Origin of the sequence: Hymenobacter coccineus, assembly GCF_001816125.1 — a bacterium.
Lineage (GTDB): Bacteria > Bacteroidota > Bacteroidia > Cytophagales > Hymenobacteraceae > Hymenobacter > Hymenobacter coccineus.
This window is the reverse complement of the sequence record NZ_MDZA01000110.1, coordinates 1-24,142: the sequence shown is the minus strand read 5'-3', so window position 1 is coordinate 24,142 and position 24,142 is coordinate 1. Positions and strand designations below refer to the sequence as shown.

The 24,142-nt window shown below is 60.4% G+C and carries 30 protein-coding genes and 3 pseudogenes; 14 read left to right on the top strand and 19 right to left on the bottom strand.

The window, feature by feature from the left end:
• Positions 1-112 precede the first annotated feature (112 nt).
• From BEN49_RS30110 to BEN49_RS28640, 7 genes are all read right to left on the bottom strand, one after another.
• Positions 113-307, bottom strand: a complete 195-nt coding sequence (locus tag BEN49_RS30110) for a transposase (RefSeq protein ID WP_083325901.1) — start codon at positions 305-307, stop codon at positions 113-115.
• Between the two features lie 27 nt (positions 308-334).
• On the bottom strand, positions 335-1,597 hold the full coding sequence (locus BEN49_RS07970; RefSeq protein WP_070742508.1) for an ABC transporter permease: 1,263 nt from the start codon (positions 1,595-1,597) through the stop codon (positions 335-337).
• Complete coding sequence (locus BEN49_RS07965) at positions 1,594-1,836, bottom strand: FtsX-like permease family protein (RefSeq protein WP_317040416.1); 243 nt, start codon at positions 1,834-1,836, stop codon at positions 1,594-1,596. Before BEN49_RS07965 ends, BEN49_RS07970 begins: the two co-directional genes overlap by 4 nt.
• A 6-nt stretch (positions 1,837-1,842) precedes the next feature.
• Positions 1,843-2,676, bottom strand: coding sequence for an ABC transporter permease (locus BEN49_RS07960; RefSeq protein ID WP_125916634.1), 834 nt, complete (start codon positions 2,674-2,676; stop codon positions 1,843-1,845).
• Entirely contained in the window at positions 2,601-2,843 is a 243-nt protein-coding gene (locus BEN49_RS26715; protein WP_125916632.1) for a hypothetical protein, read from the bottom strand. Before BEN49_RS26715 ends, BEN49_RS07960 begins: the two co-directional genes overlap by 76 nt.
• A gap of 68 nt (positions 2,844-2,911) precedes the next feature.
• Positions 2,912-3,046 carry a hypothetical protein gene (locus BEN49_RS30105; protein WP_262490186.1) on the bottom strand — a complete coding sequence of 45 codons (135 nt, stop codon included), beginning with the start codon at positions 3,044-3,046 and terminating at the stop codon, positions 2,912-2,914.
• Positions 3,025-3,294, bottom strand: a complete 270-nt coding sequence (locus tag BEN49_RS28640) for a hypothetical protein (protein WP_070742505.1) — start codon at positions 3,292-3,294, stop codon at positions 3,025-3,027. Before BEN49_RS28640 ends, BEN49_RS30105 begins: the two co-directional genes overlap by 22 nt.
• Positions 3,295-3,858: 564 nt before the next feature.
• On the opposite strand from BEN49_RS28640, the gene BEN49_RS29435 reads away from it, so the two are divergent.
• From BEN49_RS29435 to BEN49_RS29425, 3 genes are all read left to right on the top strand, one after another.
• Positions 3,859-4,515 carry a transposase gene (locus BEN49_RS29435; RefSeq protein WP_239691867.1) on the top strand — a complete coding sequence of 219 codons (657 nt, stop codon included), beginning with the start codon at positions 3,859-3,861 and terminating at the stop codon, positions 4,513-4,515.
• Between the two features lie 85 nt (positions 4,516-4,600).
• The gene (locus BEN49_RS29430) at positions 4,601-4,870 is read left to right on the top strand and encodes a transposase (protein ID WP_070742503.1); all 270 of its coding nucleotides are present in this window, start codon (positions 4,601-4,603) and stop codon (positions 4,868-4,870) included.
• Positions 4,871-4,880: 10 nt separating this feature from the next.
• Positions 4,881-5,087 carry a transposase gene (locus tag BEN49_RS29425; protein ID WP_317040415.1) on the top strand — a complete coding sequence of 69 codons (207 nt, stop codon included), beginning with the start codon at positions 4,881-4,883 and terminating at the stop codon, positions 5,085-5,087.
• Between the two features lie 532 nt (positions 5,088-5,619).
• Here BEN49_RS29425 and BEN49_RS07940 read toward each other — a convergent pair.
• Positions 5,620-6,015, bottom strand: a complete 396-nt coding sequence (locus BEN49_RS07940) for a winged helix-turn-helix transcriptional regulator (protein ID WP_083325899.1) — start codon at positions 6,013-6,015, stop codon at positions 5,620-5,622.
• A 104-nt stretch (positions 6,016-6,119) separates the two neighbouring features.
• On the opposite strand from BEN49_RS07940, the gene BEN49_RS07935 reads away from it, so the two are divergent.
• From BEN49_RS07935 to BEN49_RS07905, 7 genes are all read left to right on the top strand, one after another.
• Complete coding sequence (locus BEN49_RS07935; protein ID WP_070742502.1) at positions 6,120-6,569, top strand: nuclear transport factor 2 family protein; 450 nt, start codon at positions 6,120-6,122, stop codon at positions 6,567-6,569.
• A gap of 2 nt (positions 6,570-6,571) precedes the next feature.
• The gene (locus tag BEN49_RS07930) at positions 6,572-7,438 is read left to right on the top strand and encodes an NAD(P)H-binding protein (RefSeq protein ID WP_070742501.1); all 867 of its coding nucleotides are present in this window, start codon (positions 6,572-6,574) and stop codon (positions 7,436-7,438) included.
• 166 nt (positions 7,439-7,604) lie between these two features.
• The gene (locus BEN49_RS07925; RefSeq protein WP_070742500.1) at positions 7,605-8,534 is read left to right on the top strand and encodes a helix-turn-helix domain-containing protein; all 930 of its coding nucleotides are present in this window, start codon (positions 7,605-7,607) and stop codon (positions 8,532-8,534) included.
• A gap of 117 nt (positions 8,535-8,651) precedes the next feature.
• The gene (locus BEN49_RS07920) at positions 8,652-9,449 is read left to right on the top strand and encodes an SDR family oxidoreductase (protein ID WP_070742499.1); all 798 of its coding nucleotides are present in this window, start codon (positions 8,652-8,654) and stop codon (positions 9,447-9,449) included.
• A gap of 120 nt (positions 9,450-9,569) precedes the next feature.
• Entirely contained in the window at positions 9,570-10,493 is a 924-nt protein-coding gene (locus BEN49_RS07915; protein WP_070742529.1) for an alpha/beta fold hydrolase, read from the top strand.
• Positions 10,494-10,554: 61 nt separating this feature from the next.
• Positions 10,555-10,902 carry a hypothetical protein gene (locus BEN49_RS07910; RefSeq protein ID WP_070742498.1) on the top strand — a complete coding sequence of 116 codons (348 nt, stop codon included), beginning with the start codon at positions 10,555-10,557 and terminating at the stop codon, positions 10,900-10,902.
• A gap of 116 nt (positions 10,903-11,018) precedes the next feature.
• Positions 11,019-11,780: an SDR family NAD(P)-dependent oxidoreductase gene (locus BEN49_RS07905; RefSeq protein WP_070742497.1), complete on the top strand. Its 762-nt coding sequence runs from the start codon at positions 11,019-11,021 to the stop codon at positions 11,778-11,780.
• Between the two features lie 199 nt (positions 11,781-11,979).
• Here BEN49_RS07905 and BEN49_RS07900 read toward each other — a convergent pair whose 3' ends face one another.
• The gene (locus BEN49_RS07900; RefSeq protein ID WP_083325897.1) at positions 11,980-13,041 is read right to left on the bottom strand and encodes an IS110 family RNA-guided transposase; all 1,062 of its coding nucleotides are present in this window, start codon (positions 13,039-13,041) and stop codon (positions 11,980-11,982) included.
• 330 nt (positions 13,042-13,371) lie between these two features.
• Positions 13,372-13,917 (bottom strand): annotated as a pseudogene (locus BEN49_RS07895) (recombinase family protein).
• Between the two features lie 109 nt (positions 13,918-14,026).
• On the opposite strand from BEN49_RS07895, the gene BEN49_RS07890 reads away from it, so the two are divergent.
• Complete coding sequence (locus BEN49_RS07890) at positions 14,027-14,206, top strand: DUF4158 domain-containing protein (RefSeq protein ID WP_070742495.1); 180 nt, start codon at positions 14,027-14,029, stop codon at positions 14,204-14,206.
• A 130-nt stretch (positions 14,207-14,336) separates the two neighbouring features.
• Here the strand turns inward: BEN49_RS07890 and BEN49_RS07885 are convergent, their stop codons facing one another.
• A complete protein-coding gene (locus BEN49_RS07885; protein ID WP_070742494.1) occupies positions 14,337-15,131 on the bottom strand; it encodes an SDR family oxidoreductase in 795 nt (264 codons plus the stop codon).
• Between the two features lie 92 nt (positions 15,132-15,223).
• Positions 15,224-15,802: a TetR/AcrR family transcriptional regulator gene (locus BEN49_RS07880; RefSeq protein WP_070742493.1), complete on the bottom strand. Its 579-nt coding sequence runs from the start codon at positions 15,800-15,802 to the stop codon at positions 15,224-15,226.
• A gap of 425 nt (positions 15,803-16,227) precedes the next feature.
• Here BEN49_RS07880 and BEN49_RS07875 point away from each other — a divergent pair, with 425 nt between their 5' ends.
• Positions 16,228-16,563 carry an IS110 family transposase gene (locus BEN49_RS07875; protein ID WP_070742492.1) on the top strand — a complete coding sequence of 112 codons (336 nt, stop codon included), beginning with the start codon at positions 16,228-16,230 and terminating at the stop codon, positions 16,561-16,563.
• Positions 16,564-16,575: 12 nt separating this feature from the next.
• Positions 16,576-17,184: a transposase gene (locus BEN49_RS07870; RefSeq protein WP_083325895.1), complete on the top strand. Its 609-nt coding sequence runs from the start codon at positions 16,576-16,578 to the stop codon at positions 17,182-17,184.
• 346 nt (positions 17,185-17,530) lie between these two features.
• Here BEN49_RS07870 and BEN49_RS07865 read toward each other — a convergent pair whose 3' ends face one another.
• From BEN49_RS07865 to BEN49_RS07840, 7 genes and pseudogenes are all read right to left on the bottom strand, one after another.
• Positions 17,531-18,205: a cyclase family protein gene (locus tag BEN49_RS07865; protein ID WP_070742490.1), complete on the bottom strand. Its 675-nt coding sequence runs from the start codon at positions 18,203-18,205 to the stop codon at positions 17,531-17,533.
• Between the two features lie 831 nt (positions 18,206-19,036).
• Complete coding sequence (locus BEN49_RS07860) at positions 19,037-19,558, bottom strand: SDR family NAD(P)-dependent oxidoreductase (RefSeq protein WP_158022791.1); 522 nt, start codon at positions 19,556-19,558, stop codon at positions 19,037-19,039.
• A gap of 10 nt (positions 19,559-19,568) precedes the next feature.
• Positions 19,569-19,706, bottom strand: coding sequence for an SDR family NAD(P)-dependent oxidoreductase (locus BEN49_RS30100; protein WP_125916629.1), 138 nt, complete (start codon positions 19,704-19,706; stop codon positions 19,569-19,571).
• A gap of 147 nt (positions 19,707-19,853) precedes the next feature.
• The gene (locus tag BEN49_RS07855) at positions 19,854-20,510 is read right to left on the bottom strand and encodes a GWxTD domain-containing protein (protein ID WP_070742488.1); all 657 of its coding nucleotides are present in this window, start codon (positions 20,508-20,510) and stop codon (positions 19,854-19,856) included.
• 74 nt (positions 20,511-20,584) lie between these two features.
• A pseudogene (locus BEN49_RS07850) lies at positions 20,585-21,533 on the bottom strand (IS481 family transposase); the annotation flags it as partial.
• Positions 21,534-22,239: 706 nt separating this feature from the next.
• Positions 22,240-22,605, bottom strand: coding sequence for a nuclear transport factor 2 family protein (locus tag BEN49_RS07845; protein ID WP_070742486.1), 366 nt, complete (start codon positions 22,603-22,605; stop codon positions 22,240-22,242).
• Between the two features lie 146 nt (positions 22,606-22,751).
• Entirely contained in the window at positions 22,752-23,621 is an 870-nt protein-coding gene (locus tag BEN49_RS07840) for an AraC family transcriptional regulator (protein WP_070742485.1), read from the bottom strand.
• A 170-nt stretch (positions 23,622-23,791) separates the two neighbouring features.
• Here BEN49_RS07840 and BEN49_RS29415 point away from each other — a divergent pair.
• Positions 23,792-24,142: pseudogene (locus BEN49_RS29415) on the top strand (transposase); the annotation flags it as partial.

Below are 24,142 nucleotides of genomic sequence, written 5' to 3'. Positions count from 1 at the left end.
GCCGAGCGCCTGGCCAACGGGACTGTCTCATTTGGGGCCCCGCCGCTGCCTGATAAGCCCGCACAGCGTGGAGCCGGTGCAAGCCCGTCGCGTTTTGCACTTGGGCCAACATCTACGGCCCTACCCCGGCCTGGCGCCAACGCCGAAACAGGGCGTACACCGTGTGCCAGGGCCCGAACCGTTCGGCCGGTAAGTCGCGCCACCAGACGCCACAGCGGGCCCGCCAGAGTACGGCCTCCACGAACAGGCGCGTATGTGCCCGGTAATTAGGGTTTGCCCAGGTAAGAGTAGTGAAAGCCGCTCCCATTGGGCATCGGTCAACATACTGCGGTCTCTATTCATCCCTAAAGGTTGATCCTAATCGTAAACGCCCCCCTAGCAAGAGAACCCACGCTACTCCTCGCGCAGCGCCACGGCCGGCTGGATGCCCGCCGCCAGCCAGCTGTGGCGCTGCGCGCAGATAAGAGCCAGCAAGCAGAGCGCCCCGGTGGCCAGGCCTAAGGCCGTCAGGTACACGCTGGTGCGCTCGCCAAACGCCCCCAGCAGCGGAAATTGCACCGCCACCAGCAGCTCCCAGTACCAGCCCGAAGGTGGTGAGTGCCAGCTTTTCGCCTACTATCAGGCGCGCAATGGCCCCGGTCGGCGCCCCTACGGCCCGGCGCACGCCCAGCTCGGCCCGGCGGGCGCTGATGGCCAGCCACAACACCCCAAACAGCCCGAGGGCCACATTAATCAGCAGGAACACGCTCATCACGCCCAATAGAAGGGGTTTAGTTATTACCTGCTTGAACTGGCTCTCGTGCATATCGGGCAAGGTGCGCACGGTGCTCGTCCAGCCCGGTCCGATGCGACGAATGTCGTCGGTGATGCGCTTTTCGAGCCTTGCGCCGCTGCCGGGCTGCACCCGCAGCAGCAGCGACTGCGGTAGAGAGAAGGTATCGGCCGGGGAGATGGGCCCGAAAATGGCTGGCAGCGGCCCCATTAACTCCCCATCGGTGCGGTAAGCGCGCACCACCCCAATGACGCGCCCCTGCAGCATGTCGTTCAGGGGCAGTAGTTTGCCAAGCGCCGATTCTCCCGCCGGAAACATAGCGCGCTGCATCTGTTCGTCGATGACCACCGGCGCGTGCAGGCCACCCACGGCATCGCGTGGGTCAAACCAACGGCCCGCCGTCACTTCCAGGCCCATTACGTCGCGCAGCTCCGGCCCCACGGCGTAGGAGTTGATGTTCTGGATGGGCCGTTTGGGGCCGCCCGGCCTGTCGGCAAAGTCGATAACTGTGCGGCTGTCGTTGAACGAGAACGGCGTGTTGGCAGCGGTGACGGCCACGCCCAGCACGCCGGGCGTGGCGCGCAGACGCGCCAGTACTTGTTGCAGCGTGCCAAGTGCCTCGGCTTTGCGCTGCGTGCCGGGCAAGTAGCTAACCTGCCACACGTTGTCGTAGCGGAAGCCCAGGGGCTCGCGGTAGTTCTGCCAGAGGCTGCCGCCGATGGTGCCCACTGCAAACAGCACCAGAAAGGCCAGAAATATCTCCAGAATCAACAGGGCGTTGGCCCGGCGGCGGTTCCACATCAGGGTAAGTACGTGGCGGATCATGCGGTAAGGCGTCCTTTAAGTGCTTGGTTGGCGGGTAGCTTCGACATTTTGTAAGCCGGGTAGGCGCCCGAGAGCAACCCAAACAGCAGGGCCAACTCCAACCCTACGCCAAACACCGGCGCGCTGAGGCCCAGGTGGGCATAGGGAATAAACTGGCTGGTATTGAGCAAGTGCAACACCAGCGCCGCCAGCCCCAGGCCCAGCACGCCGCCTACCAGCGTCAACAGCACGTTCTCAATCAGAAATTACCCCACCAGCCGCCCGGCGGTGGCCCCGAAAGCTTTGCGCACCCCGATCTCGGCGGCGCGCTCCAGGGTGCGGCTCACGTTGATGTTGACCAGGTTGAGGACCGGCAGCAACATGAACAGAAACCCCAGGCCCAGCCAGCACTGCCAGAAGGCTGCCGCGTCGCCGCTCTGGTCGGCGTCGTTGTCGCGGCTGGCCATGTAGTGGGCCAGCAAGGTGCGGGCATACGAGCGCATTTCCTTGTATTGCTGCGGGTCGGGAATGGGCAGGCGGCGCAGCACCTGCTGGTACTCGGCCTGGATAGCCGGCACGTCGGCTGCCCGTTTCGCCAGAATGATGGCCTGGTACTCGCCCAGGTGATTAGCGTCGCGCAGGTCAGCGGCAGTCGTCGTAACGGGTACCCAGCACTCGGCGTAGGTCCGCTCGCGCGAGGTGGGTACGTCGGCCACCACGCCCACTACCCGGTAGGGCTGGCCCTCGAGTTGCACTGCCCGGCCCACGGCGGCGGCAGCCGTGCCAAAGCAGCGCCGGGCTACCGTTTCATTAAGCACCAGCACGTGGGCCGTGTCGCGCACCTCGGGGGCATTGTAGGGCCGGCCGGCCACAAAGTCGAAGTCCAGTACCCGCCAGAAGTTGCCGTCGGTGTAGCGGCGGTCTGCCTTTACGCCCTGCTGGCTTACGTACAGCATGACATTGACGGGGGCCGCTTCGCTTACCGACACCGCTTCGGGGGTGCGCAGGGTGCGCACGTGCCGCTCTAAAAAGGCATAGCCCACGCTGGAGGCGCCCTGCGCCACGGGCCCACGCAGCACCATGCGGTTGACGAACAGCAAGCGGTCGGTGCGCCGCTCGGGGGCCGGGCGCCCACGGCGTGGTCAAACAGCGTAAACAGCACCACCAGCGTCATCAAGGTGAAGCTGATGCCGAACAGGCTGATGCCTGTGAAGAACTTGCGCCGCTGCCAGCCGCGCCAGGCAATTTTGAGGTAGCTCAGTAGCATGGGGGAGAAAGTAGAGGTTTCCGTCCTGCTGAACTGGTTGAAGCAGGACATTCCGTTGCGTTAATTAGCTAGTCGCCCCAGGCCACCTGCCGGCCGTCGAAAAAGCGCACCAGGCGGCCGGTTTTGTGGTCTTGCTGCTCGTCGTGGGTCACCGTCACGGGGGTGGTGCTGCGCTCGCGGTTTAGGCCCAGCAGCAACTCCATGATTCCTCGCCCATCACCGGGTCGAGGTTGCCGGCGGGTTCGACGGCCAGGAGCTGGGCCGGGAAATGACCCGTGCGCGCCGTGAGGCCTACCTGGTCGGGCGCGGCCAGCTCCAGGATGAGCTGGCCCGGCGCCACGCGGGTGCCAACAACCAGCGCTGCCCGCCGAATCGTACCCTGGATTGGACTCGTGATGACTACCTCCCGGGCCGGGATGACGGTGCCGGTCGCCGTAAGGGCCGCGTTCACCTAGCCGGTGTCGACGGTAGCAGTTAAAAGATCGGTGCGGTGTAGGCTGCACTACCCGGCGCAGCCCAAGGCCAGCGGCCAGCAAGACAGCCAAGGCCCTCACTGCCACCAACCAGCGACGTAGCTGGCGGCGGTGAAGGGTGGTAATGGAAATAGCTCTGTCCATCAGTGGGCACTAAAGAGGCGGTGTGCCGCTAGTTAAGCCAAGCCGCGTGCCAATCAAGTAAAATACTGATTGTCAGCATAATTATTTAGAAATGATTAAGGGTTGGTTAGTGAGTAGTGTCCACTTGCGGGCAGGGGGTGTCCGGAAATGAACACTGCCGGCAACTGCGGTAGATAAAAGGGTGGCAGAACGGCCATCGAAGCCTATTCTAGCTGCTGGCGCCGCGTCGGTAAGGGGCTAGTTGCATCCCCATAAAGTACCATACTGGGCGCAGTAGCTGGATGGACCCAAACCACCACTTTTTGAAGTCGTGGCTATAATCCCTGTGGCTGTTGCAAAAGGCAATTAGTTGCGGGTTAGTAAGTTGCTAGCCTATGCTAGGCTTCCATCTCGTTGGCATGTCGCTGGTCAAACTGGTGCCCGCGCACCACTTCTACCAGCGGCTGCTCCAGCGCATCAATTTTAGTTTTGTGCGGCCCCTTGTTGCGCCCTTTTACAGCGCCATCGGCCGCCCCGCACTGGACTCCGTCGTGTTTGTGAAGTTGCTACTCGTGCAGCACTTGGAGAACATCACCTCCGATCGCAAGCTGGTGGAGCTAGCCAATTTACACCTTGGCATCCGCGCTTTCCTCGGTTATGAACTCGCCCAGCCGCTGCCCAGCCACCGTACTATTTCACGTACTCGCCAGCGCCTACCCGTAGCCGTCTTCGAGGCCTGCTTCACCCAGGTGGTGGGCCTGTGTGTGCAGCAGGGCTGGGTGAGTGGGCATACCCAAGTCGTGGATTCCGCTTACATCAAAGCCAACGCCTCGATGAGCCGGCTCCAGGCCAAACGCTCCCGGGAAGCAGCAGTAGTGACCACCACGCTAGGCCCTGCCAAAGCGCCACCCGTAACCGCCTCGACAGAACGTTTACGGCATATCCAACGCTTCCAGGCCGCTAGCCGCAAGGCCGGCCCCAACAAACCAGGCCAACTCGTCCGTAACCTGACCCACTACCATCCAACAGATCCCGAGGCGCGGGTTGCCTTCAGCCGGGCAAGCCGCGCATCCTAGCGTACACGGCCAGTGTGCGTGTCGGTGCGGCGCGGCATGTTATCACGCATATCCACGCGGACTTGGCTGACGGGACAGCCGGTATTTGCTCGCCATCGTGGATGCCACGCAGCAGCGGTTGAAGGCCTTCGAGATGGAAATGACCACTGTGGTAGCGGATGCGGGCTATTGCTCGGGGGAGAACTATGACCAATTGGAAGCACACGGCCTGATCGGCTACATCCCGGCGCATGGCATGTACAAGGCCGAGCGCGCGGGCTTTACTTACGATGGTGTTACTGACAGCTATACCTGTAGTCAGGGCAAACAGCTGACGTTTCAGAAGGTCCGTCTTCGATTCGGAGTGAAACGCTAAGAAACGCTACCTGGCCAAGGCCTCCGAGTGCAAGACATGCCCGATTCGGGAGCAGTGCAAGGGCAAGAAGGCCAAGGAGAAGCGCTTGCATCACACGCCGTACAAAGCCCACTACGAACGCATGTTGGCGCGCTTAGCCACCCGAGTAGGTAGACGTATGCGGCGATTGCGGGCGGCGACGGCAGAACCGGTACTAGGTAGCTTAATTACTTATTAGGGCTTGCGTCACCTCAGCAAGAAAGGCCGAGAAGGGGCCGCTAAAGTCATGTACGTAGCCGTCATGGCTTATAATCTGAAGAAGTACCTACGCTTTACTCCACCTCAGACAGCTGCTATGGTGGTAGCGCTACTGCCGCCTAATCGATCCTTTTTGGCGCTCCTTTACTTTTGCAACAGCCACGCACGTTAAGGCGCATAAAGTGCCTTTTAAGTACCCAGCCAAAAGCAATCGTGCGCGCGCCCATCAACCGCGACCGTCGGACGGCCTAGGGCCGTCGACGGTCGCGGTTGATGGGCGCGCCGTTACCCTAGCTGTTTTAACCGGTTTTTGACCAATCCACTCTTCCCTAACGGCGCAAACGTCAACCGGTCGGACGGCCTAGGGCCGCCCGACACGGTTACTTTTGGCCGACTACTTAACTGATTTACTGAGGCAGAATGACTTGTTTTTAACGAGCAAATGGACTTGCCGATACTTTCCGTGCCAACTCTGGTGCTACCTCATGAGTTTCAGTAGGTGCTACTGCGCGCTACTGCACCTTCGCCAACACCTGCGCTTCCCACGCGAATGACCACTCGCACAGTTCGGCCAGCAGCGGGGCCACGCTCTCACCGAAGGGCGTGAGGGAATACTCGACGTGCGGCGGCACCTCGGCGAAAACCCGGCGATGCACCAGCCCCCGCGCTTCGAGCTGCCGCAGGCTTTGGGAGAGCATCTTGGGCGATACGCCCCGAATTTGCTTTTGCAACTCGCTGTTGCGCTTGGGGCGTTGCATGAGGGCCAGCAGAATGAGCAGTAGCCACTTGCTAGCGAGCAGGTTTAGCGCCTGATGCACGATGCAGGTTTCGTCCAGGTTAGACTTGGCATCGAGCCAGGCGGTTAATTTTTGCCGGGCCAGCAAATTTTTTTCTGCGTTTAGAATCATTCGGCTCATTTTTTACGCGAAGGTAACTACTTCACTTTTGGGTGCCTACTTTCTTTTGGGTAGTTAAGGTTGGAGCTTTGTAACCTGCTTCACTTACTTCTCCCATGAATAGTACCCTTGAAAATCAACAGTTGGAGCAAGTGCTCACTAACGCCCTGGCTGCCCTGACGCGCGATGACGTGCAGCCGTGGATTGACATGTTTGCGGAGGACGGCGTGCAGGAATTTCCCTACGCGCCGGCCGGCTCGATGCCCCGCACGGAGGGCGGCCGTCAAGGCGTCGCGGCGCACCTGGGCCGCTTCCCCGAAAATTTCCGGCTCTTCCGTATCAGCCCCCTAAAATTTCACCACAGCACGGACGTAACCGTCGCCGAATTCAGCGTAGAGGGCCAGGCCGTCAAGACCGGCAATGCCTATAATCAGCAGTACGTCAGCGTAATTGAGCACCGCTACGGGAAGATTACGCGTTACGTTGATTACTGGAATCCGTTGACGGCGCTCCTGGCGCTGGGCGGCCCGGAGGCGTTCACGGCGTTCAGCGGTAATCCGTCGTAGCCATGCGGATTATCATTGGAGCGGCGGCCGGCAATATCGGCCACCGCGTGGCCGAGCACGTCGTGCAGGCCGGGGCCGAGGCCGTATTGCTGGTACGCGCCCCCGCCAAAATCTCCCCCGCCCTGGCGGCCCGCGCCCAGGTAGTCCCGGTTGACCTGACGGATACGGCCGCCGTCACCGCCGCCGCCCAAGGAGCCGATGCCCTGTTCTGGCTGGTGCCGCCCAACCTGGGCGCGCCCGACTGGCCGCAGTGGTACCAGGCCATCGGCGCGGCCGGGGCCACCGCCGTGCGCGCCAACAGCATTGCGCGCGTCGTGCTGGTATCGAGCCTGGGGGCGGGCATGGCGCCCGGCCTGAGCACGGTGTCGTACATCGGCGACACCGAGCGGCAGTTCAACGACACTGGGGCCCATGTGGTCGCCCTACGGCCGGGCTACTTCATGGAAAACCTGCTGCTGCAGGCCCAATCCATTCGGACCCAGGGCGTCATCGCCTACCCCTACGCCGAGGACCACGCCCTTCCCTGGGTGAGCGCCGCCGACATTGCCGCTGCCGCCGCGCACTACCTGCTGCACCCCACCTGGGCCGGGCAGTGGACCCGCAACCTCATGGGGCCAGCCAGCCTCACGCTGCCCGCGTGCGCGTCCATTATCGCCGAGGTGTTGGGCCGGCCGGTGCGCTACCAGCGTCAAACCGAAGCCGAGGTACGTCAGGGCCTGGCCGCGTTCGGCGCTTCGCCCCACGCGCAGGACGAGTTGCTGGCGCTGTTTCGGGCGCTGGGCGACCCCACTGGGGCGTATGCCACGCCGCGCACGCCGGAGGCGCGCACGGAGACAAGCCTGCGAGACTTCGTGCGGCAGTGGGACTAAAAATCAAAAATGACAGGGCAAAAATTGCCTGGGAGGTAGCGGGGCTCTTAAGTAGACTGTTTAAAAATGTAAAAAACCTCTAAAGGCGAGCAACATTTAAGATGCAACCCTCCTTTTACCGTCCGTCGATGGAGGCTTACCTTTGGATTTCGCAACTTCCAGGCCCATGAAAGCCATCTCCATCCCTGACCTCTACCAGCAGTTGGCTACGGCGGCCGACACGGAGCTGAGCGCGTTGCTGCCGCCCGACATTCAGCCGGAAATCGGGCACTTCAACGTCTTTAACGTGGCCGACCTCTTTCGGCACCACCGCGAGCGGCCGCCCATGCCCTACGACCGGCGGGCGTACTACAAAATCAGCCTCATCCGGGGCCGTAGCCGGGCAGAATACGCCGATAAAGTCATCGAAATCGAGCAGAACGCCTTGCTCTTCGCCACGCCCAGGGTGCCCTACCACTGGCTGCCCGAAGACCGGGAGCAGGACGGGTACTTCTGCGTGTTTACCGACGAGTTTCTGCTGCCCGCCAAGAGCGGCGTGCGGCTGGATGAGCTGCCCCTCTTTCAGCCGGGCGGCTACCCCGTCTTCGCTATCACAGACGCGGAATACGCCGAAATCAACGCCATTTTTCGGAAGATGGCCCGCGAGATTACCTCGGCCTACGTTTATAAGTACGACCTGCTGCGCACCTACGTGCTGGAACTGATTCACTGGGGCCAGCGGCTGCAGCCGGCCACGGCGCTCTACCCGGCGCACTCGGCCTCGGCGCGCGTTACGTCCTTGTTCGTGGAGCTGCTGGAGCGGCAGTTTCCCATCGAAACGCCCCAGCAGAAGCTGCAATTGCGCACGGCCAAGGACTATGCCGATCGGCTGGCCGTGCACGTCAACCACCTCAACAAGGTGCTCAAGGAGAACACCGGCCGCACCACCACCGAGCTGATTGGTGGGCGCGTTATTCAGGAAGCCAAGCTGCTGCTCAAGCAAACGAGCTGGAACATCTCGGAGATTTCCGACAGCCTGGGCTTTGCCGAGGTGGCGCACTTCTCTAACTTCTTCAAGCGCCAGACAGCCGTTTCGCCCGGCGCGTTCCGGAGCTAGGACGGGAAAGCGGGGGCGGATTTGAATTTCGCAACAAACGGATTGGCTGCCGCAAACGCGGTGGTAGGGGCGTGGGGGACATTTGTATAGTCATTCATCCCCCCCCCCCCCAACGTCATGAAGTTGCATCAGCGCACCATTCTGCTCACCGGCGGCACCAGCGGGCTGGGCCTGGAGTTTGCCCGCCAGCTAGTAGCCCTAGGCAACACGGTCCTCGTGACGGGCCGCGACGCGGCCAAGCTCGCCCAAGTGCAGCGCGAGCTGCCGCAGGTCCACACCTTCCAAAGCGATGTGAGCGACCCAGCCGCCATCGGGCAGCTCTACGAGCAGGTAACGACCCAGTTTCCGGCCTTGAGTATCCTGCTTAACAACGCGGGCGAAATGCGCAAGCTCAACCTGCAAGACCCCACGCGGAACCTGCACGACGTGACACGGGAACTGGACACGAACCTGGCGGGGCCGATTCGGATGGTGCAGCAGTTTTTGCCGCACCTGCTGGCCCAGCCCACGGCCGCCGTCCTCAACGTCACCTCCGGGCTGGCCCTCGTGCCCTACCCCCTGGCTCCGGTGTACGGGGCCACCAAGGCCGGGCTGCGCTCCTACACCAAGGCCCTGCGGGTGCAGCTGCAAGGCACCCGCGTGCGGGTGTTCGAACTCATCGCGCCGGGGGCTAAAACGCCGCTCAACGACGCCTTTGTGGGCGATGTGCGGGAAAAGGATTTGATGGACCCGCGCCCGCTGATTGCCCAAGCCCTGCGGGCCATGCAGCGGGATAAGGAGGAGGTATACCCCGGCATCGCCACGGCCCTGCGTTACCTAAGCCGCCTGGCCCCCGGCCTGCTACTGCGGCAGCTCAGCAAGGGGGTAGCCGAGTCGCTGGCCCGGCTCCGCCCCCCTGCCCCGACTACCCGCTAGGCCGGGCAAGTAGCGTCCCTTTCAGTTTTCTATATGCGATTGTTTAAAAATCTGCTAGTCACTGCACTAGCTTGCTTCAGCCTGCCCCAGGCTCACGCAGCCAGCCTCCGGCCAATCCCCATGCACCCCTCAGAAATTGCCCGCGCCGGTGCGCCTGGCCAGCCCGCGCTCGTGGCCGACCCCGCCTTTCGCGTGGACTCGGTTGCGTCGAAAGACGGGACTAAAATCGGCTACCGCATTTACGGCCAGGGGCCGGGGCTGCTTATCGTGCAGGGCGCGATGGGCATCGCCACCAACTACGACCAGCTGGCGCGGGCAATAGCCCCCTATTTTACGGTGTACTTGCCCGACCGCCGGGGCCGGGGGATGAGTCCGCGGCCGTTTACTGCCGACCACACCGTCGCGCGGGACGTGGAAGACGTGCAAAGCGTGGTGGAGAAAACCGGAACGCACTGGCTTTTCGGGCTTAGCTCGGGGGCCATCATTGCCCTGGAAGCCACGCGGGTGCTGCCGGCCATTCACCAAACGGTGCTCTACGAGCCGCCGTTTTATGTGGATGGGGTGCCCGTGAAAAATATTGCGCGTCTCAACCAGGAAATCGCGGCCGGCCAGCTCAACGCGGCCCTGGTCAGCATCTTTCGCACCACCCGGGTAGGCCCCCCGATTTTTAACGTGCTGCCCCGCTTCGCGCTGCTGCCCCTCACGTCGGCGTTCCTGAAGGCCGAGGCCAGGAAAACCCCCGGCCAGTACGCCCCGATTCCGACGCTGATTTCCTCGACCCGATACGACTTTCAGGTGGTGCTGGACCGGGGGGGAGCCGTGCAGTCGTACCGCTCGGTCGAGCAGCCCATCCTGCTGCTGGGGGGCTCTAAAAGCCCGGCTTACCTGAAAAAGGCCCTGGCCACACTGGCCACTACTCTGCCCCACGCCCGCCGGGTCGAGCTGCCCGGCCTCGACCACGCCGGCCCATGGAACGCCGACCTCGGCGGCCAGCCTACCGTTGTGGCGGAGCAGCTACGCCAGTTTTTCCAGCCGCAGCCGTAGGCCGCACCTACTGCCACCGAGGATACGGCGCATAAATTATAACTTCCTACTAATCAATAGCATGAAAATTATCAGTGGCCTGTTGCTCCTGGCTTCCATCGGCCTCACGGCCCGGCATGGGTGGGCGGGCGTAACCGGCCACGTCAGTCCGGCGGCGGAAAAAATACTGGGCGGGTTAGGCATTGCGCCACCCATCCTGGTCGGCCTGAGTTGGCTGAATCTGCTAGTGGCGGGGCTGGTGTTCTTCCCAGCCACGTTTTTTGCCGGTAACCTGCTCAACGCCGCCACCATTCTGCTGCTCATCGCCTACGCCCTGCGGGCCGGCAACCTCCCGACGGCGCTGGTGGAAATGCCCTTTCTGCTGCTGCCGCTGGCCCTGATTTGGCTGAAGCACCCCCTGGCCAGGTAAGGCCCCGGCGGGCCGGCAACCCGACCTACGCCCACATTCTTTTTTACCCGCTTCCTCCGCGGTACCGGCGCTGGGCAGGTACGCGCTGGCAGCCTTTTACCCCACCCCAATCTCCAATGAGCACTCCCAAAATAGCGTTGGTAACCGGCGGCAGCCGGGGCCTCGGCAAAGACATGGCCCTGAGCTTGGCCTGCGAAGGCACCGACATCATCCTCACCTACCTGACCAAGCAAGTGGAAGCCGAGGCGGTCGTAGCCGAAATTAAGGGCCTGGGTCGCCGGGCTGCCGCGCTCCCGCTCAACGTCGCGGAGGCCGCCGGCTTCGAGGCCTTCTTAACGCAAGTCCGGGCAACGCTGCGCGCTACGTTTCAGGCCGACCAGCTTCATATTCTTCTCAACAACGCGGGTATCGGTATCTACGCCCCGTTTGCCACGACCACGGAAGCCCAGCTCGACGAACTGTACGCCATCCATCTGAAGGGCCCCTTCCTGCTAACCCAGCAAGCGCTGCCGCTGCTCGCCGATGGCGGGCGCATCGTGAATATCTCCACCGGCCTGGCCCGCTTTAATGCGCCGGGCTACGCGGCCTACGCCGCTATGAAGGGTGGCCTCGAAGTGCTGACCCGTTACCAGGCAACCGAGCTGGGCCAGCGGGGCATTACCGTCAATACGGTAGCCCCCGGCGCCATCGAAACCGACTTCGGCGGGGGCATCGTGCGCGACAACGCGGACGTAAACGCCTACGTGGCTGCCGGTACGGCTCTGGGCCGGGTAGGCTTGCCCGGCGACATCGGGGGTGTCGTGGCCTTCCTCTGCTCGGACGAGGCCCGCTGGATTACAGGCCAGCGGCTGGAAGTATCTGGGGGACAGCATCTGTAAGCTACCCTGAGGCACAACTCGTACGCCTGCTGCTACCACATAGCAGCAGGCGTACGAGTTGTTGCCTGTATCCCCAGGTCTTCCAAGCGGCCTACTGCCAAAAGATACTGTGATAAAAAGCAAGGAATTAGGCAAGTTTTTTTATCTTTAGTCACCTTTAAGGAGGGCCCTCGGGTCCATCCTGTGTAGCCTCGGCCGGTTAACTGGTCGGGGCTACTTCTTTTTCCAGGCAACGGGCCGGATGGTAGTGCGGATCATAGGCGCAGTCGTTTTTCCACAGGCAGTAGCAGAGCAACAGCAGTTTACGCATGACGGCAATGACGCCGGGCTTGCCGCTGGACTGGCGTGCGCGTAGCCGGGCATAAAAGGCTATTTGCTGCGGATTGAAGCGTAAGCTGCTGACAGCAGGTAAATAGAGGGCGGTTCGCAAGCGCACGTTGCCGCGACGGGAGATGCGCGTGGCCCCCGCCGAGAGGCCACTTTGCCGCTGCACTACATCCAGCCCGGCGTAGGAGGCGAGTTGCCGTTCGTTTTCCATCAACCCGAAACCGCTGGTTTCGGCGACCACCACGATAGCTGTCGTGCGCCCGATACCCGGCACACTGGTCAGGTGGGCCAACTTACGGGCCAGTTCCGGTTCGGTCTCCAGTAGCGCAGCTAAATCCTGGTCCACCGCTTTTAGTTGTTGGTCAAGTAGTTGTATGCGAACCGCCAACCGGTCCAGGGTGCGCGTATCCGGTTGATAACTATGCTGGTAGGCATGACGTTGCGTTTTGAGCCGGGCGGCTTGCTGGGTAAGGCTCTGCCGTTCGCGGGAGAGGGCGCGCAGCTGCCGCAGGGCGGGCGTGGGGGGCTGCCAGGCCGGCAAGGCCCGCTCTAAGCCCAGCCGGCAAAGCAGGCGGGCATCCAGTTGGTCCGTTTTGCTCTTCTGCTCGGTGCTCTGGGCGAAATGCTTGACTTTGTTGGGCAGCAAGACGCTTAGGGCAAAGGTATTATCAGCTAAAAAGTAGGCCAGCTCTTCGTAATACACGCCCGTCGCCTCCACGACGAACCACTGTGGCGCGGCAACCACCTGCTGCTTGGCGGCCCAGACCAGCAGGGCGGCAAAGCCCGCCGGGGTGTTGGCAAAGGTGGTTTCTTTGCCGAAGGCTAAGTGCTGGCTGGTGTCGATACGGCCGAAACAGGCCACAAAGGTGTCTTTGGCAATGTCAATTCCCACCACGTATTTGAGGGGAGCTGTAGACGAACGCGCAGAAGCCATACACAAGGGTAAAAAGTGAGAAATAGCTCAGCCAGTCAGGTTTTTACCGTAACTCTCCTTGTACAAATACGGGATACTGGGGCGAGCCTAGCTCCCTCCATACTGTGCAGTCTTCAGGCAAAACAGAAAATGGGGCACCGACTCTTGTGAACTCGGTCAGTCCCGAAAGGCTGCCGTTAGGGCGGATGTGTGTCCCCATTTTCCTTTCTGGCTACCTTTTAACTGAAAGGCAATGCAATCATACAAGGGCGGATTTATACGCTAAGCAGTCTTTAGCTTCTGGACGTAATTGTAAACCCTGCCGTAGGCTACACCTAACTGCTTGCTGACTTAGTTCATGGACAAGCCTTCGCCCATAAGCTGAGCAATAACTTCTTGCTTGGTTTGGGCCAGCGGGGGACGGGCTACGGGCTTGCCCTGGGCCTTGGCCCGCACCATGCCAGCGCGCACGCGCTGGCTGCTAAGCATGCTTTGTAATTGAGCAAGCGAGGCCATGACGTGGAAAATCAATCCGCTGGTGGGCGTGGTGGTGTCGATGTTCTCCTGGTAGGAGATGAAGTCCACGCCCAGGCGCTGGAATTCCTTCAGCGCGTTGACCAGCGCCTGGGTGGAGCGGGCAAACCGGTCATAGCGCCAGACCAGCACCGCGTCGAGCTGCCGTTTCTTGGCCGTTGCCATCATGCGTTTGTACTGGGTCCGTTACTCGCTGGTGCCCGAGGCCTGGTAGACGTATTCTTCGATGACGGCAAAGCCCCGGTGCTGGGCGTATTCCCGCAGGGGCCGCAGTTGCGTCTCCGGGTCCAGCCCTTTGTCGAGGGTGGAGACGCGGGCGTAGAGGGCGACGCGCCCGGGCTGGTCGGTCAGGTTCAGGGGCATGGGGGGTTATCGAAAAGGAGTTCCTTTGCAAAACTACTTTTTGGAGTGTAAAATAGGCCTTGCCGCCCCCAAAAACGCGGGTGGTTTTGCCTACCCTGTTTGATAATCCATGCCGCAGGAGTTTCTCACCACCCCCGAGCGGCTGCGCTACCAGACCGTGCCGGCCAGTCTGCTCGAAGCCGATATCCGCCAGCACTTCCATTTGACAGAGGCCGACCGCGCCTTTCTGCTGCCGTTTCGCGGCGCCGCCAACCGCCTGGGCCTAGCTCTGCAGGTGTGTTGCTGCTGATGGGCTTTCTACCCGAGGCCTGAGCCCGCCAGCTGCCACCCGAAGCGGTGGCCTTCGTGGCCACGCGGCTGGCAACGGAGGTGCCCCACTCGGTCGACTATGGCTTGCTGTACCGAGTCTGGAGGGGCCCCTAAACGACCGGCACCACTCCTCCGTCAATAGTGTAGTTTGCCCCTGTCAAATAAGCGGCAGCAGGCGAAACCAGGAAATGGACCAAAGTAGCTATTTCCTCCGGTTCAGCCATTCTGCCCATTGGAATCGGCGGGAATTGGGCTTGCAGCTGCTGGTACGCCTCTTCCACCGAAACGCCCGCGCTGGCGGCGTGGGCCGCTATGAATTGCTCTAATCCGGCTGTCCTCGTCGGGCCAGGCGATACGGTCAGTACCCGCACCTTTTTGCTGGCCAGCTCCAGCGCCAATGATTTGCTGTAGCTGTTCAACCCCGCTTTGGTCACCCCGTACGCCAAGCCCGTGTTCCACAAGGACAACAACCGACCGTTCACCGAGGAGACGTGGACGATGACGCCGCCGCCTTGTTCGAGCATCTTTGGCAACAGCACCCGGTCCAGGCGAACAGAAGCCAACAGATTTAATTGCAGCTCGCTTGCCCAGTGCTCATCGGTTAACGAGCCGTAGCCCCCCCCGGGGGTAGTAATCCCCCCCGCGTTGTTGATCAGAATATCAAGGCCGCCGAAACGGGCGTTGATTTCCGCGCTTAACTTGGCCACTTGTTCGGGTTGGGTCAAGTCGGCGGCGATAAAATGGAGGGCGGCATCGTCTTCGTCGCCCTTGCTGCGAGCGGAGACGATTACTTTGGCCCCCGCGTGGGCTAATTCCGCCGCGATGGCTTTCCCGATGCCTTTGGTGCCGCCGGTTACCAACGCTCTTTTGCCCTTAAGATCTGGGGTGATGTTTTCGTTACGCATGGTGAGGTTGACTGGTGAAGTGAAGGAGTTGAAAAATAGCTGCTACAACGGGTAGCAATTTTGAAGCGAATGTTTCAGAATTGTTGAAAAAATTAGTTGGCTATGCTTGCAATAAAATAGTGCGCCATTTTCTTAAGTTTGGGGGGGTCGTTGTTCAGGATAAACGATTCGTGCCACCCTTTCCAGATGCAGATAAAATACTCGGCTAAAAAGGCAGGTTCCTCATCCGTCCGCAAGGCCCCCTGCGCGATGGAACGCCGGATAAGCTCCCCTACAAAATAGGCATCGTAATCACTGCCTGCTTTAAGAATACTCTTAACGCGCGGGTCGTTAACAGCCACCTCAAAAACTGTTTTGATTGCCAAGCAGCTATTATCCTGGTCGATAATCATTTCTACAGCATCGTGAATATAGCTGACTAAAACCTCAAGCGGTGCCCGGCCGCTCACCAATCGTTTTTGCAGCTCCTCCCTGCGCACCGCAGTGTAGTGCTGAACGCATCGTATAAAAAGCGCGTGTTTGTCGCCGATGGTATTATATAAACTGCTGCTGTTGATTCCCATGGCACCGGTCAACTCCCGAAGCGAAGCGCCGTGGTAGCCCTTTGCCCAAAAGACTTCCATTGCTTTCTGAATAGCTTCCTCTTCATTGAACTCGACGCTTCTGGCCATACATAATTGAGTTGCGTTGCAAAGGTAACATAATTCTGAAACAATCAATTCAGATTAACCTTCTTTTTGGAGTGACTCTTTGGAGGGGTACGTTTCCGCATCGGCAAAATACCACGCGAGCCGCGTCCCGGCTGGCGGCCTAAATCCACTACTTTTCCAAGGTTCCGCGTATAAGGGAATGTTATCCTATGTTCAGGCACCGCTTGTAACTTGGTTGAGCAAGAAGGAAAAGGGCGGAATAAGATTCCGATGTTATGGGGCGTTGGAGCTCGTCTGACATGACAATCCCCGTCCTTTTCCAGGGCCACTTTGAACAGTTCCAGGAGGCCTGAGAGCCCGTATTAGGATAGCGAAAGATTCCCTGGAAGTCCTTTTTATTCCTTTTCTCCACTTCAAGCTGCCTCGTCCTGACTCCCCAACTGCCGTTGCCGGTCGTCGGCATTGAGGTGAGCAAAGCCACGCGCGCCGTTTGTTACCGCGCGCAGGAGCACGTCCAGTACCTGGCAGTGAGCAATGGTAAAGCCGGCTTTCAGCCGCTGGTGGCGGCCTGCGGGGCGCACTGCCAGTTTGTAATGGAAGCCACGGGTACCTACCATCTGGCCCTGGCGTACTACCTGCCTGCGCAAGGCGGCCAGGTGGCCGTGCTCAATCCGCTGGTCATCAAACGCTTCATTCAACTGCATCTGAGCAAGGGCAAAAGTGACCGCAATGAGGCCCAGCGGCGGCTGCGCTATGGGCAGCAACAATCGCTCAAGGTCTAGCAGCCCGATGAAATGACAATGGTCGCGTGTCGACCGCTCGAACAAGAGCCGCTGCTCAAGCAAAAAACGCTGGTGAGCAACGCGCTCGAAGCGCGCCAGCAGCATCCGGTCATCCGCAAGCTTGCGCTGAAGCGCCTCCAGCACACACGCAGGGCCTTAACCAAACAGGTAGAAACCGTGGGAGCGGAACTACTGGCGCTGTTAGCGCAGCGCTTTGCAACCGAAATGCGGCTACGATGCGCTATTCCCGGCATTGGGCGCAAAACCGCCGGCATGTTATGGCGCTTTGCTGGGGGCTTTACACGCTTGGATAACGACCGCCCGCTGATTGCCATGGCCGGCTTGTCGCCCCGCGAGCATACCTCGGGCACCAGCATCCGCGGCAAGGCACGCATTACCAAAATGGGCGGGGGGCTGATTCGCGGTAAACTGTTCAGGTGCCGCTTCTCAGCTAAAAAAACGAACGCGGCCTGCCCGGCGCTCTTTGACCGGCTGGGGGCCGAAGGCAAGAACAAGAAATTAGCCCTCATTGCCGTGTGCAACAAGCGCCCCAGGCAAGCCTTCGCCATCGTCAAATCGGGGGTTCCTTACCAAGCTGATTTTACTAGCTCTCTTGCTTAAAGTCTGGCCGTTCAACACAGTTCATCTTAGCTCGGTATCCATTTGCGCCCGACCACCCCGTGAATGGTGAATGCCATAGCCTTGTTACTAGCCTATCCACCACAGACTGGGTACTGCCACAAGCTGTACAGCGTACGGGCTGGCCGCCGGGGTTAACCCAGAAGATTTTAGCCGGGTGGCGGTGGGCCTAAAACCGCTTGCGAAACTGCTTTTTTTGGCTTCCTGTCATACAACAAGGTACGTTGAAAGCCTGTGTTCGCTCCACAAAAGCTTTTTTGGGCAAGAGCGATGCGGTTGTCGCAAAAAACAAGGGCCCCGACCGGTCACCCCACGTTCGGCCCGCAACTTACGCCCCCGCCACCTTGGCAAAGGCCCGCACTGGAAAGGTGCCCATGCCCTTCACTTTGGGGGGCACGGCCGTAAACCGGAAGCCCTCGTCTGGTACCTGGTCTAAGCAGCACAGGTGTTCGACAATCAAAATACCGGCGCCGAGCAACGTGGAGTGAACCGGTCGGCTTTTGCCGGTCGTGTCGTCAATGTTGTGGCTGTCGATGCCAACCAGCGCCGCGCCGCTGTCCCGTAAGTACTCGGCGGCTTCGGCGGTCAAGTAAGGGTACTGTTCAAAGTATTGTTCCGTGTTCCAGTGCTGTGCCCACCCGGTGTGCACGAGCACGGCCCGGTTGCGCAGGGCCTTGCCTTGAAAATAGTCCGCCCCGATGGCGGTGGCGTGGGGCGCCCGCACCACCAGTCCTTCCAAGTCCGCCACGTCGGCCAAGGCCAGTTGCGACAAGTCGGGACCGTCGGCGTAGCGGTGAAACGGGCAATCCAAGTACGTGCCCGTGTTGGCGACCATGTCGAGCCGGGCAATTTGGAACTCCGTGCCGGGCGCGTAAAATTTTCGGGAATCTTCCCGGCTCAGGTAATCGCAGATGATGGGGGCGGGCAAGCCTTTGTAAGTGACGAGGCCATCGAAAATGGTGTGGCTTAAGTCAACGTAACGGGCGGGGGCATTAGGAATCATGTTTAAGCAGTGACGAGGTAAGGTTAAGGCCGGGGACATGTGGTGCGCCTACGGCGGTTCTCTGACGAACCGGCCCGAGTGGAGCGGCCCGTCCCTTGTGGTGCGGCGTGCGCGGTTTTGTGCCGGCTCACGGCCCGACCCCCGCAACGAATTTATGCACTCGGCTGCCATCTCACTAGATGGAGTTGCATTAGTGGTTGAATCAAGAATCCTTGTAAGCGAGTAAAATTTTGTAATACAAGACGTTGTGAATAAATACTGTTTTGCCTATTTGCCCTCTAAAGTAGGCTTCGTTGCATTCCAACTATTTGACGTGGGCCCTCCCACTTCACCTTGGTAGCTGGTTTCTACTTTTTACCTACTTACAGTAAGTTTTAGTCCAGCTGGTAACGCAACCCCATGACAGTAGACTAAGCGCGTCAGTGCCTGTACTACGCAACTGGTTGGCAAGGGAAAATTTAATTTCCACGCCTAGCAGCCGACGGCGGTAATCGTCGAGCACATTCAGGGCCCGAAATCGTCGGCCATCCATCAATATTGCCCATAGAGTCGAGCGATCAGCACACGTTGGCCGTCGTCGATACCGTTCAGGGCTGCTTGACACGGGCCGGCACGCACTTTTGCAGGTGTCGGGTTTAGGGCCAGGGCCCGCTAACTGTGTAGCGTGCGCAAGTGCGGTGCATTTGTCAGAACCACCAGCCCGGGTGCTGCCCGCAACGCCGACTGGGTTTGGCAGCGATTTGTTCCCCTGTTGCCTCAACCTTTGGTTGCGCTCAAACAAACAGCTACTGGCTGTTGCAAGTAGTGCAGGTGCACTGGGGAAGCTAGCGGCTACGCTAACACCGAATTAGTTTCGCCGTCCCAGAACTGGCCGCTGGCCAGCGGCGCCGTAATGCCCTGGTAAATGGCTTCGGCCGCCTGCTCGGGCGTCATCGGGGCCTGGTCGCCGCCCAGGCGAGTCTGGACCCAACCGGGGTGAATGGGCGTTACCCGGATATGGCGGTCCGCCACGCGCTGGGCCAGTACGGCCGCGTACATGTTAATGGCTGCCTTGGATACGCGGTAGGCCGTGCCGTTGGGACCAGCATTTTGGGGGGTGCCCATCTTGGTGGTAATGAATACCACTTGTCCTTTATCGGCGAGCAATTCCAACAGCGCTTCGGTGAAAAAGATGGTGCCCTCCGCATTAGTAGCAAACGTGTCGCGCAGCGCCTCCCGGCTGGGGGGGGCCACTGACATGACTTCGGGGGCTACGCCCGCGTTATTAACCAGTAGGTCGACATGGGACGCAAGCTGGCGGATTTGGGCCACCGCGCCACTAATGCTATCCGCTTCGGTTACGTCCAGCGGCACTACTATCAGGTTAGGATGGGTTATATCGAGCTGGCCCGCGCGGCGTGCCTACTACGCGGTACCCTTCGGCAAGCAGTTTTTGCGTCAACGCCAGGCCGATGCCCCGGTTGGCACCCGTGACGATGGCAGTTTTCAAAGCAGAATTCATGAGGAAGAAAGAAGTGGTAAAAAGCTTACTGATTGGAAGGGGAAGGTATTGCGCGGGTTGTTTGCCGGTACCCGGCCGGCTAATGAGCAGGCGCTAGGAGAGCCTCCAGCCTAGGCTGGCAGGGAGAAGCGACGGCTTTTAAACGTGTTAGTTGGGTCGTAAAGGTACGTAGCCGCTCGTCTTGACTAAGCAGGTGTTCAAGGTACTAGAGCGGGGCCGGAAGGTAAAAGCCATGGCCTCGCCCTGGCGGCCGGCTTGGTCGTAGTGCCAGCGCTCGGTGCCATCGGCCAGGCGGCGCACGCTCTGGGGCGGCCCCAGCACCACGTACGGGATGCCGCGGTCGGTGAGCCAACCGGCCTTGTGGCCCGTAATCACCTCATTGGCAGTGGTTGCCCGGCTGTAGTGGCGCCTTATCATGTCGCGCCCCCGGGTTTGGTCGCCCCCGGCCGCGTCGAGCCATAAGCGGTCGATGGCCCGCTTGGGGCCTGATGATTTTAATAACGCCTGGCGCTCAGCGGCGGTGGTGGGGTACAGCAGCGGCTCAATGACTTCGAGCGCGGTGCTTTGGCCCGGAAAGCTGGCCGGCACCACCAGCAGCGGCAGGGTACGCACCGGCTCGCCTCCCTGGCCGCCCACCTTCAGCGCGTACAGCCCGATAGTAGCGAAGCGCAGCAAAGTGCCGGCCGCCACCGGCGTGGCCGACGAGTCGAGCACGTCTAGTATGCGCGGGGCCGCCGCTTGGCGGCGCGGGTCGGTGAGGGGCGGCAGGGCCGGCGTGCCCGTGGGGTAGCGCCGCCACCGCACGGGCTGCGCCAGTCCATAAGTGACCACAGCAACTCCTTCGCCGACATCGAGGTAGGGCCGAACCAGCACAAAGTGTATAATCCCAGCGTGAGGTGGGTCGGGTCTCGGGTAAAGATAGCCGGGTTCTTTTGCCACTGGGCACAGATAAATTCGTGTGGGGTGAGCCCGCGCAAGGTCTTCAGACGCTTGGCGTGATTGTAGGCCAGCAAAAAGGCTTGTAGGTGCTCATGAAGCTCGTCGGTGGTTTGGGAGTGGAAGCGCTGAACAGTTGCTTCTTTAATCGTGCGGTTTAGGCGCTCGACCTGGCAGTTGGCCCACGGGTGGGCTGGTTTGGTCAACCGGTGTTCAACGCCGTATTCCCGACAGATGCGGTCGAAGCTGTGACCGCCCGGCAGGAACTGGTGGGGTTGGGGCGTGAACTGCACGCCGTTATCGGTCAGCACAGTATGGACTTTGTAAGGTAACTTATCGAGTACGCGCCGCAGAAATTCGGCGGCTACGACGCGTTTGGCCCGTGAATGCAACTCGGCAAAGGCCACTTTGCTGGTGCGGTCAATGGCCACGAAGAGGTACTGTTTGCCCTCTTCGGTCTGCACTTCCGCGAAATCGACATGCAGGTAGCCGATGGGGTAGTCCTTGAATTTCTTTTTCGGTGGGCGCTGCCCGTCTTCGCTCAAGGGCAGGCGGCTGATGCCATGGCGTTGGAAACAGCGGTGCAGCGCGGAGCGCGACAGGTGCGGAATCGCGGCCTGCAACGCGTACAAGCAATCATCCAGCGCCAGCAAGGTGTGCCGACGGAAGGCCACGGCGATGGCTTCCTGCTCGGCGCTGAGCACCGTCGAAGCTGGTTCGGGGCCCATGCGCGCATCCAGGACGGTGGGGCGCTTGCGTCACTTAGCCACTGTTTTCGGATTGATGCTGTACCGGGTAGCTAAGCTTTGTAGGCTTTCCTGGCTGTTTTGGATAGCGCGCCCGCCGTATTGCCGCCGTTGTGCGGGCGCTGCCGTGGAGTACTTGTCCTATAGGTGTGTGCGAAATTCCAGCCCGGAAAATACACCATCACTCCTTGGGATTATACACCTAGTCCGTCCGTCTGGGGGCGCGCCTGGAGCGAATCTTGGCATTGTTGGAAATAGCGACGTTGTGCTTGCAGGTAAGCGGGGGAGACGGTGTGGCTACTGGCTAGTACATGTAAGTAGTCCTCGACCGCGTGGAAATCGACTGCAAAGACCCGGGTAGTGTCCTCGTCTAGGGCAGCGGGCACGACGGGCAGGGAATTGAGTTGCGTTTGATGGTGCGCGTACCAAGTTAAAAACGCGTGCACCACGGTAGTAGGCGACTCAAGCGGGGCAGCAACCGTAGCGGGAACAGAAGGCAGGGTATGAGCGGGCGGTTCTGTCTGACAGGAAGCGGTAAGAACTGCTAGCAGAACGATACTTTCGAGTAAACCACGGGGCATTAAACTTCCTGTCAGTTGGTGAGGCCGCAAAGCTATTCACTGCAAACCGACTAGGTAAGCCTAAGTAGGCGCTGCTCGTAATGGGACTGCTTATCGCGCTAAAGTACCACGCCGGACGCAGTGGCAAGAAAGGCGAAACCTACCACTTTTCCGCGACTTATTCGACAATATGCATTACGTTAAGAGACTTTTCTAAGTGAGAAGAAGGGAAGTAGCTGCCCCGCTAGTATCCTCAACTTCCCATTCACGCATTCTATAAAAAGGAGTTGGCTACACTGCTCCAGTGCTCCAGAAACCAGCCCAGTGCGTTATTTGGCCCACTTCATTTACTTGCACATAGCTATGGGCCGTCAAAAGTGCCGCGCCCTGTTGGTCGAGTTGGGTCCACTCGGCGAGCGCTTGCTGGTGCTGGTGCCGCACCCAATGTAGGCGAAAGCTGCCGCCTGGAAATTTCTGTTGGAACCCGTCGATGTGGGCCAGCAGGCTGCTCAGCCCGCGGCCGCTCACGCCGGGGTTGGTGTAGACCACTTCCTCCGCAACGCTCGCGCGCAGCAGGCGCTGCTGCTCGGCCAGCGAGGGAGCGGCGAAAGCAGTAAGGTACTGTTCCACTAGGGTTTGAAATTCGTTGTCCGTCATCAGATAGCCGTTGCTGAAGGGCCGTTAGCGTTTAGGGAAGGGGTCGTTGCGCCGACAAAAGTCCCCCGACACTTTTTCATATAAAAGGTTAATCACCGCCTTTTTAAGGTAGAAAACTGCCCTCCCCCACGGGGGAGTGGGATAAATTAAGCGACGTGTCTTTCCCGAAACTCGGTAGGGGTCAAGCGCGTCTGGCGCCGGAAATACTTGATGAAATTCGTCGGTTCCCCAAAGCCCAACGCGAAGCCGATTTCCTTGACGGAGGCGTGCGTATGCGCCAGCAGGCGCTTGGCCTCCAGCGTTACCCGCTCGTCAATCACTTGCTTGGGCCGCTTGCCCAAGAGGCTGGCCGTGGCCTGTGCCAAGCGCTTTTCCGGTAGGTTTAGCTGCGCGGCGTACCCGCGCACCGACCGCTCCGCCTGGAACTGCTGCTCCACTAAGGCGCGAAACCGCACCGTGGCGGTTAACTGGGGGCTGCGGTCCAGGGGCCGATACCCTTGCTGCCGCTGCGCTCTTTCGGCCAAGAGTAAGAAGGTGTGCACCACATTTTGTAACACCACGGGCTGGTAGGCATCGGGCGCTTGGCGTAGTTCGGTGGCGAGCTGCGCCAGCAAGGTGGCGAAGACTGCGGCGTCGCGGTCGGCTAGCACGACGGGCACGTCGCGCAACTCTTGAAAGAGACTCGTAGTGTGCAGAAACCGCGTCGCGGCGTCGCTGCGAGCGAAGAAGGCCTCGGTAAAGAGTAGCAATTGCCCCTCGTACTCGGCCGTCAGGTCGAAGGTGTGCACGCGGCCCGGCCCGACAAAGAGCAAGCTGCCCGGTCCGAGCACGACGCGTTGAAAGTCAACGGTGTGCAGCGCTTGCCCGTGCCGCACCCAAATAACCTGATAAAACGCCGCCCGCACGGGTACCAGCAAGGTGGGGGCCTTACTAGCCAAGAGGCGTCGCAGGGCAACCACCTCCAGCCCTACGGCTAAATCGGGTCGAAACGCAACGGTGGGCAGGGAGGCAGCCATCAGACAAAGCACGGACTGGCAAGTATAGAAGCAATCGCTCCAGCTGTACGCCTCCGTCCGCAGCTAGGGCAACAAGATTACCCTAATTCTGACCTCCTCTCAATAAACTAGGCCAATCCAAAGGAGAGAAAATCGGGTACTTGTCGTACCTTAAAACCCCAGACAATGCCCTGAAAAAGACCAAGTTTACCGAAGCTCAAATCGTGTTTGCCCTGCGCCAGGCGGACACGGGCATCACCGTCGCCGAGGTATGCCGGAGGATGGGCATCAGCGAGGCCACCTACTACAACTGGAAGAAAAAATACGGCCGACTGGGCGTGCCCGAAGTGCGGCGGCTCAAGCAGTTGGAAGAAGAAAATCAGCACCTCAAATAGCTCGTGGCTGACCTGGGCTTGGACAAGCAGATGCTGCAAGACGTACTCAAAAAAAGTTCTGAAGCCCGTGCAGCGTCGCCACGCGGCTCAACACCTCCTCGACGCCTACCGCATCTCGGCTCGCCGGGCCTGCCGGGTGCTCCGCTT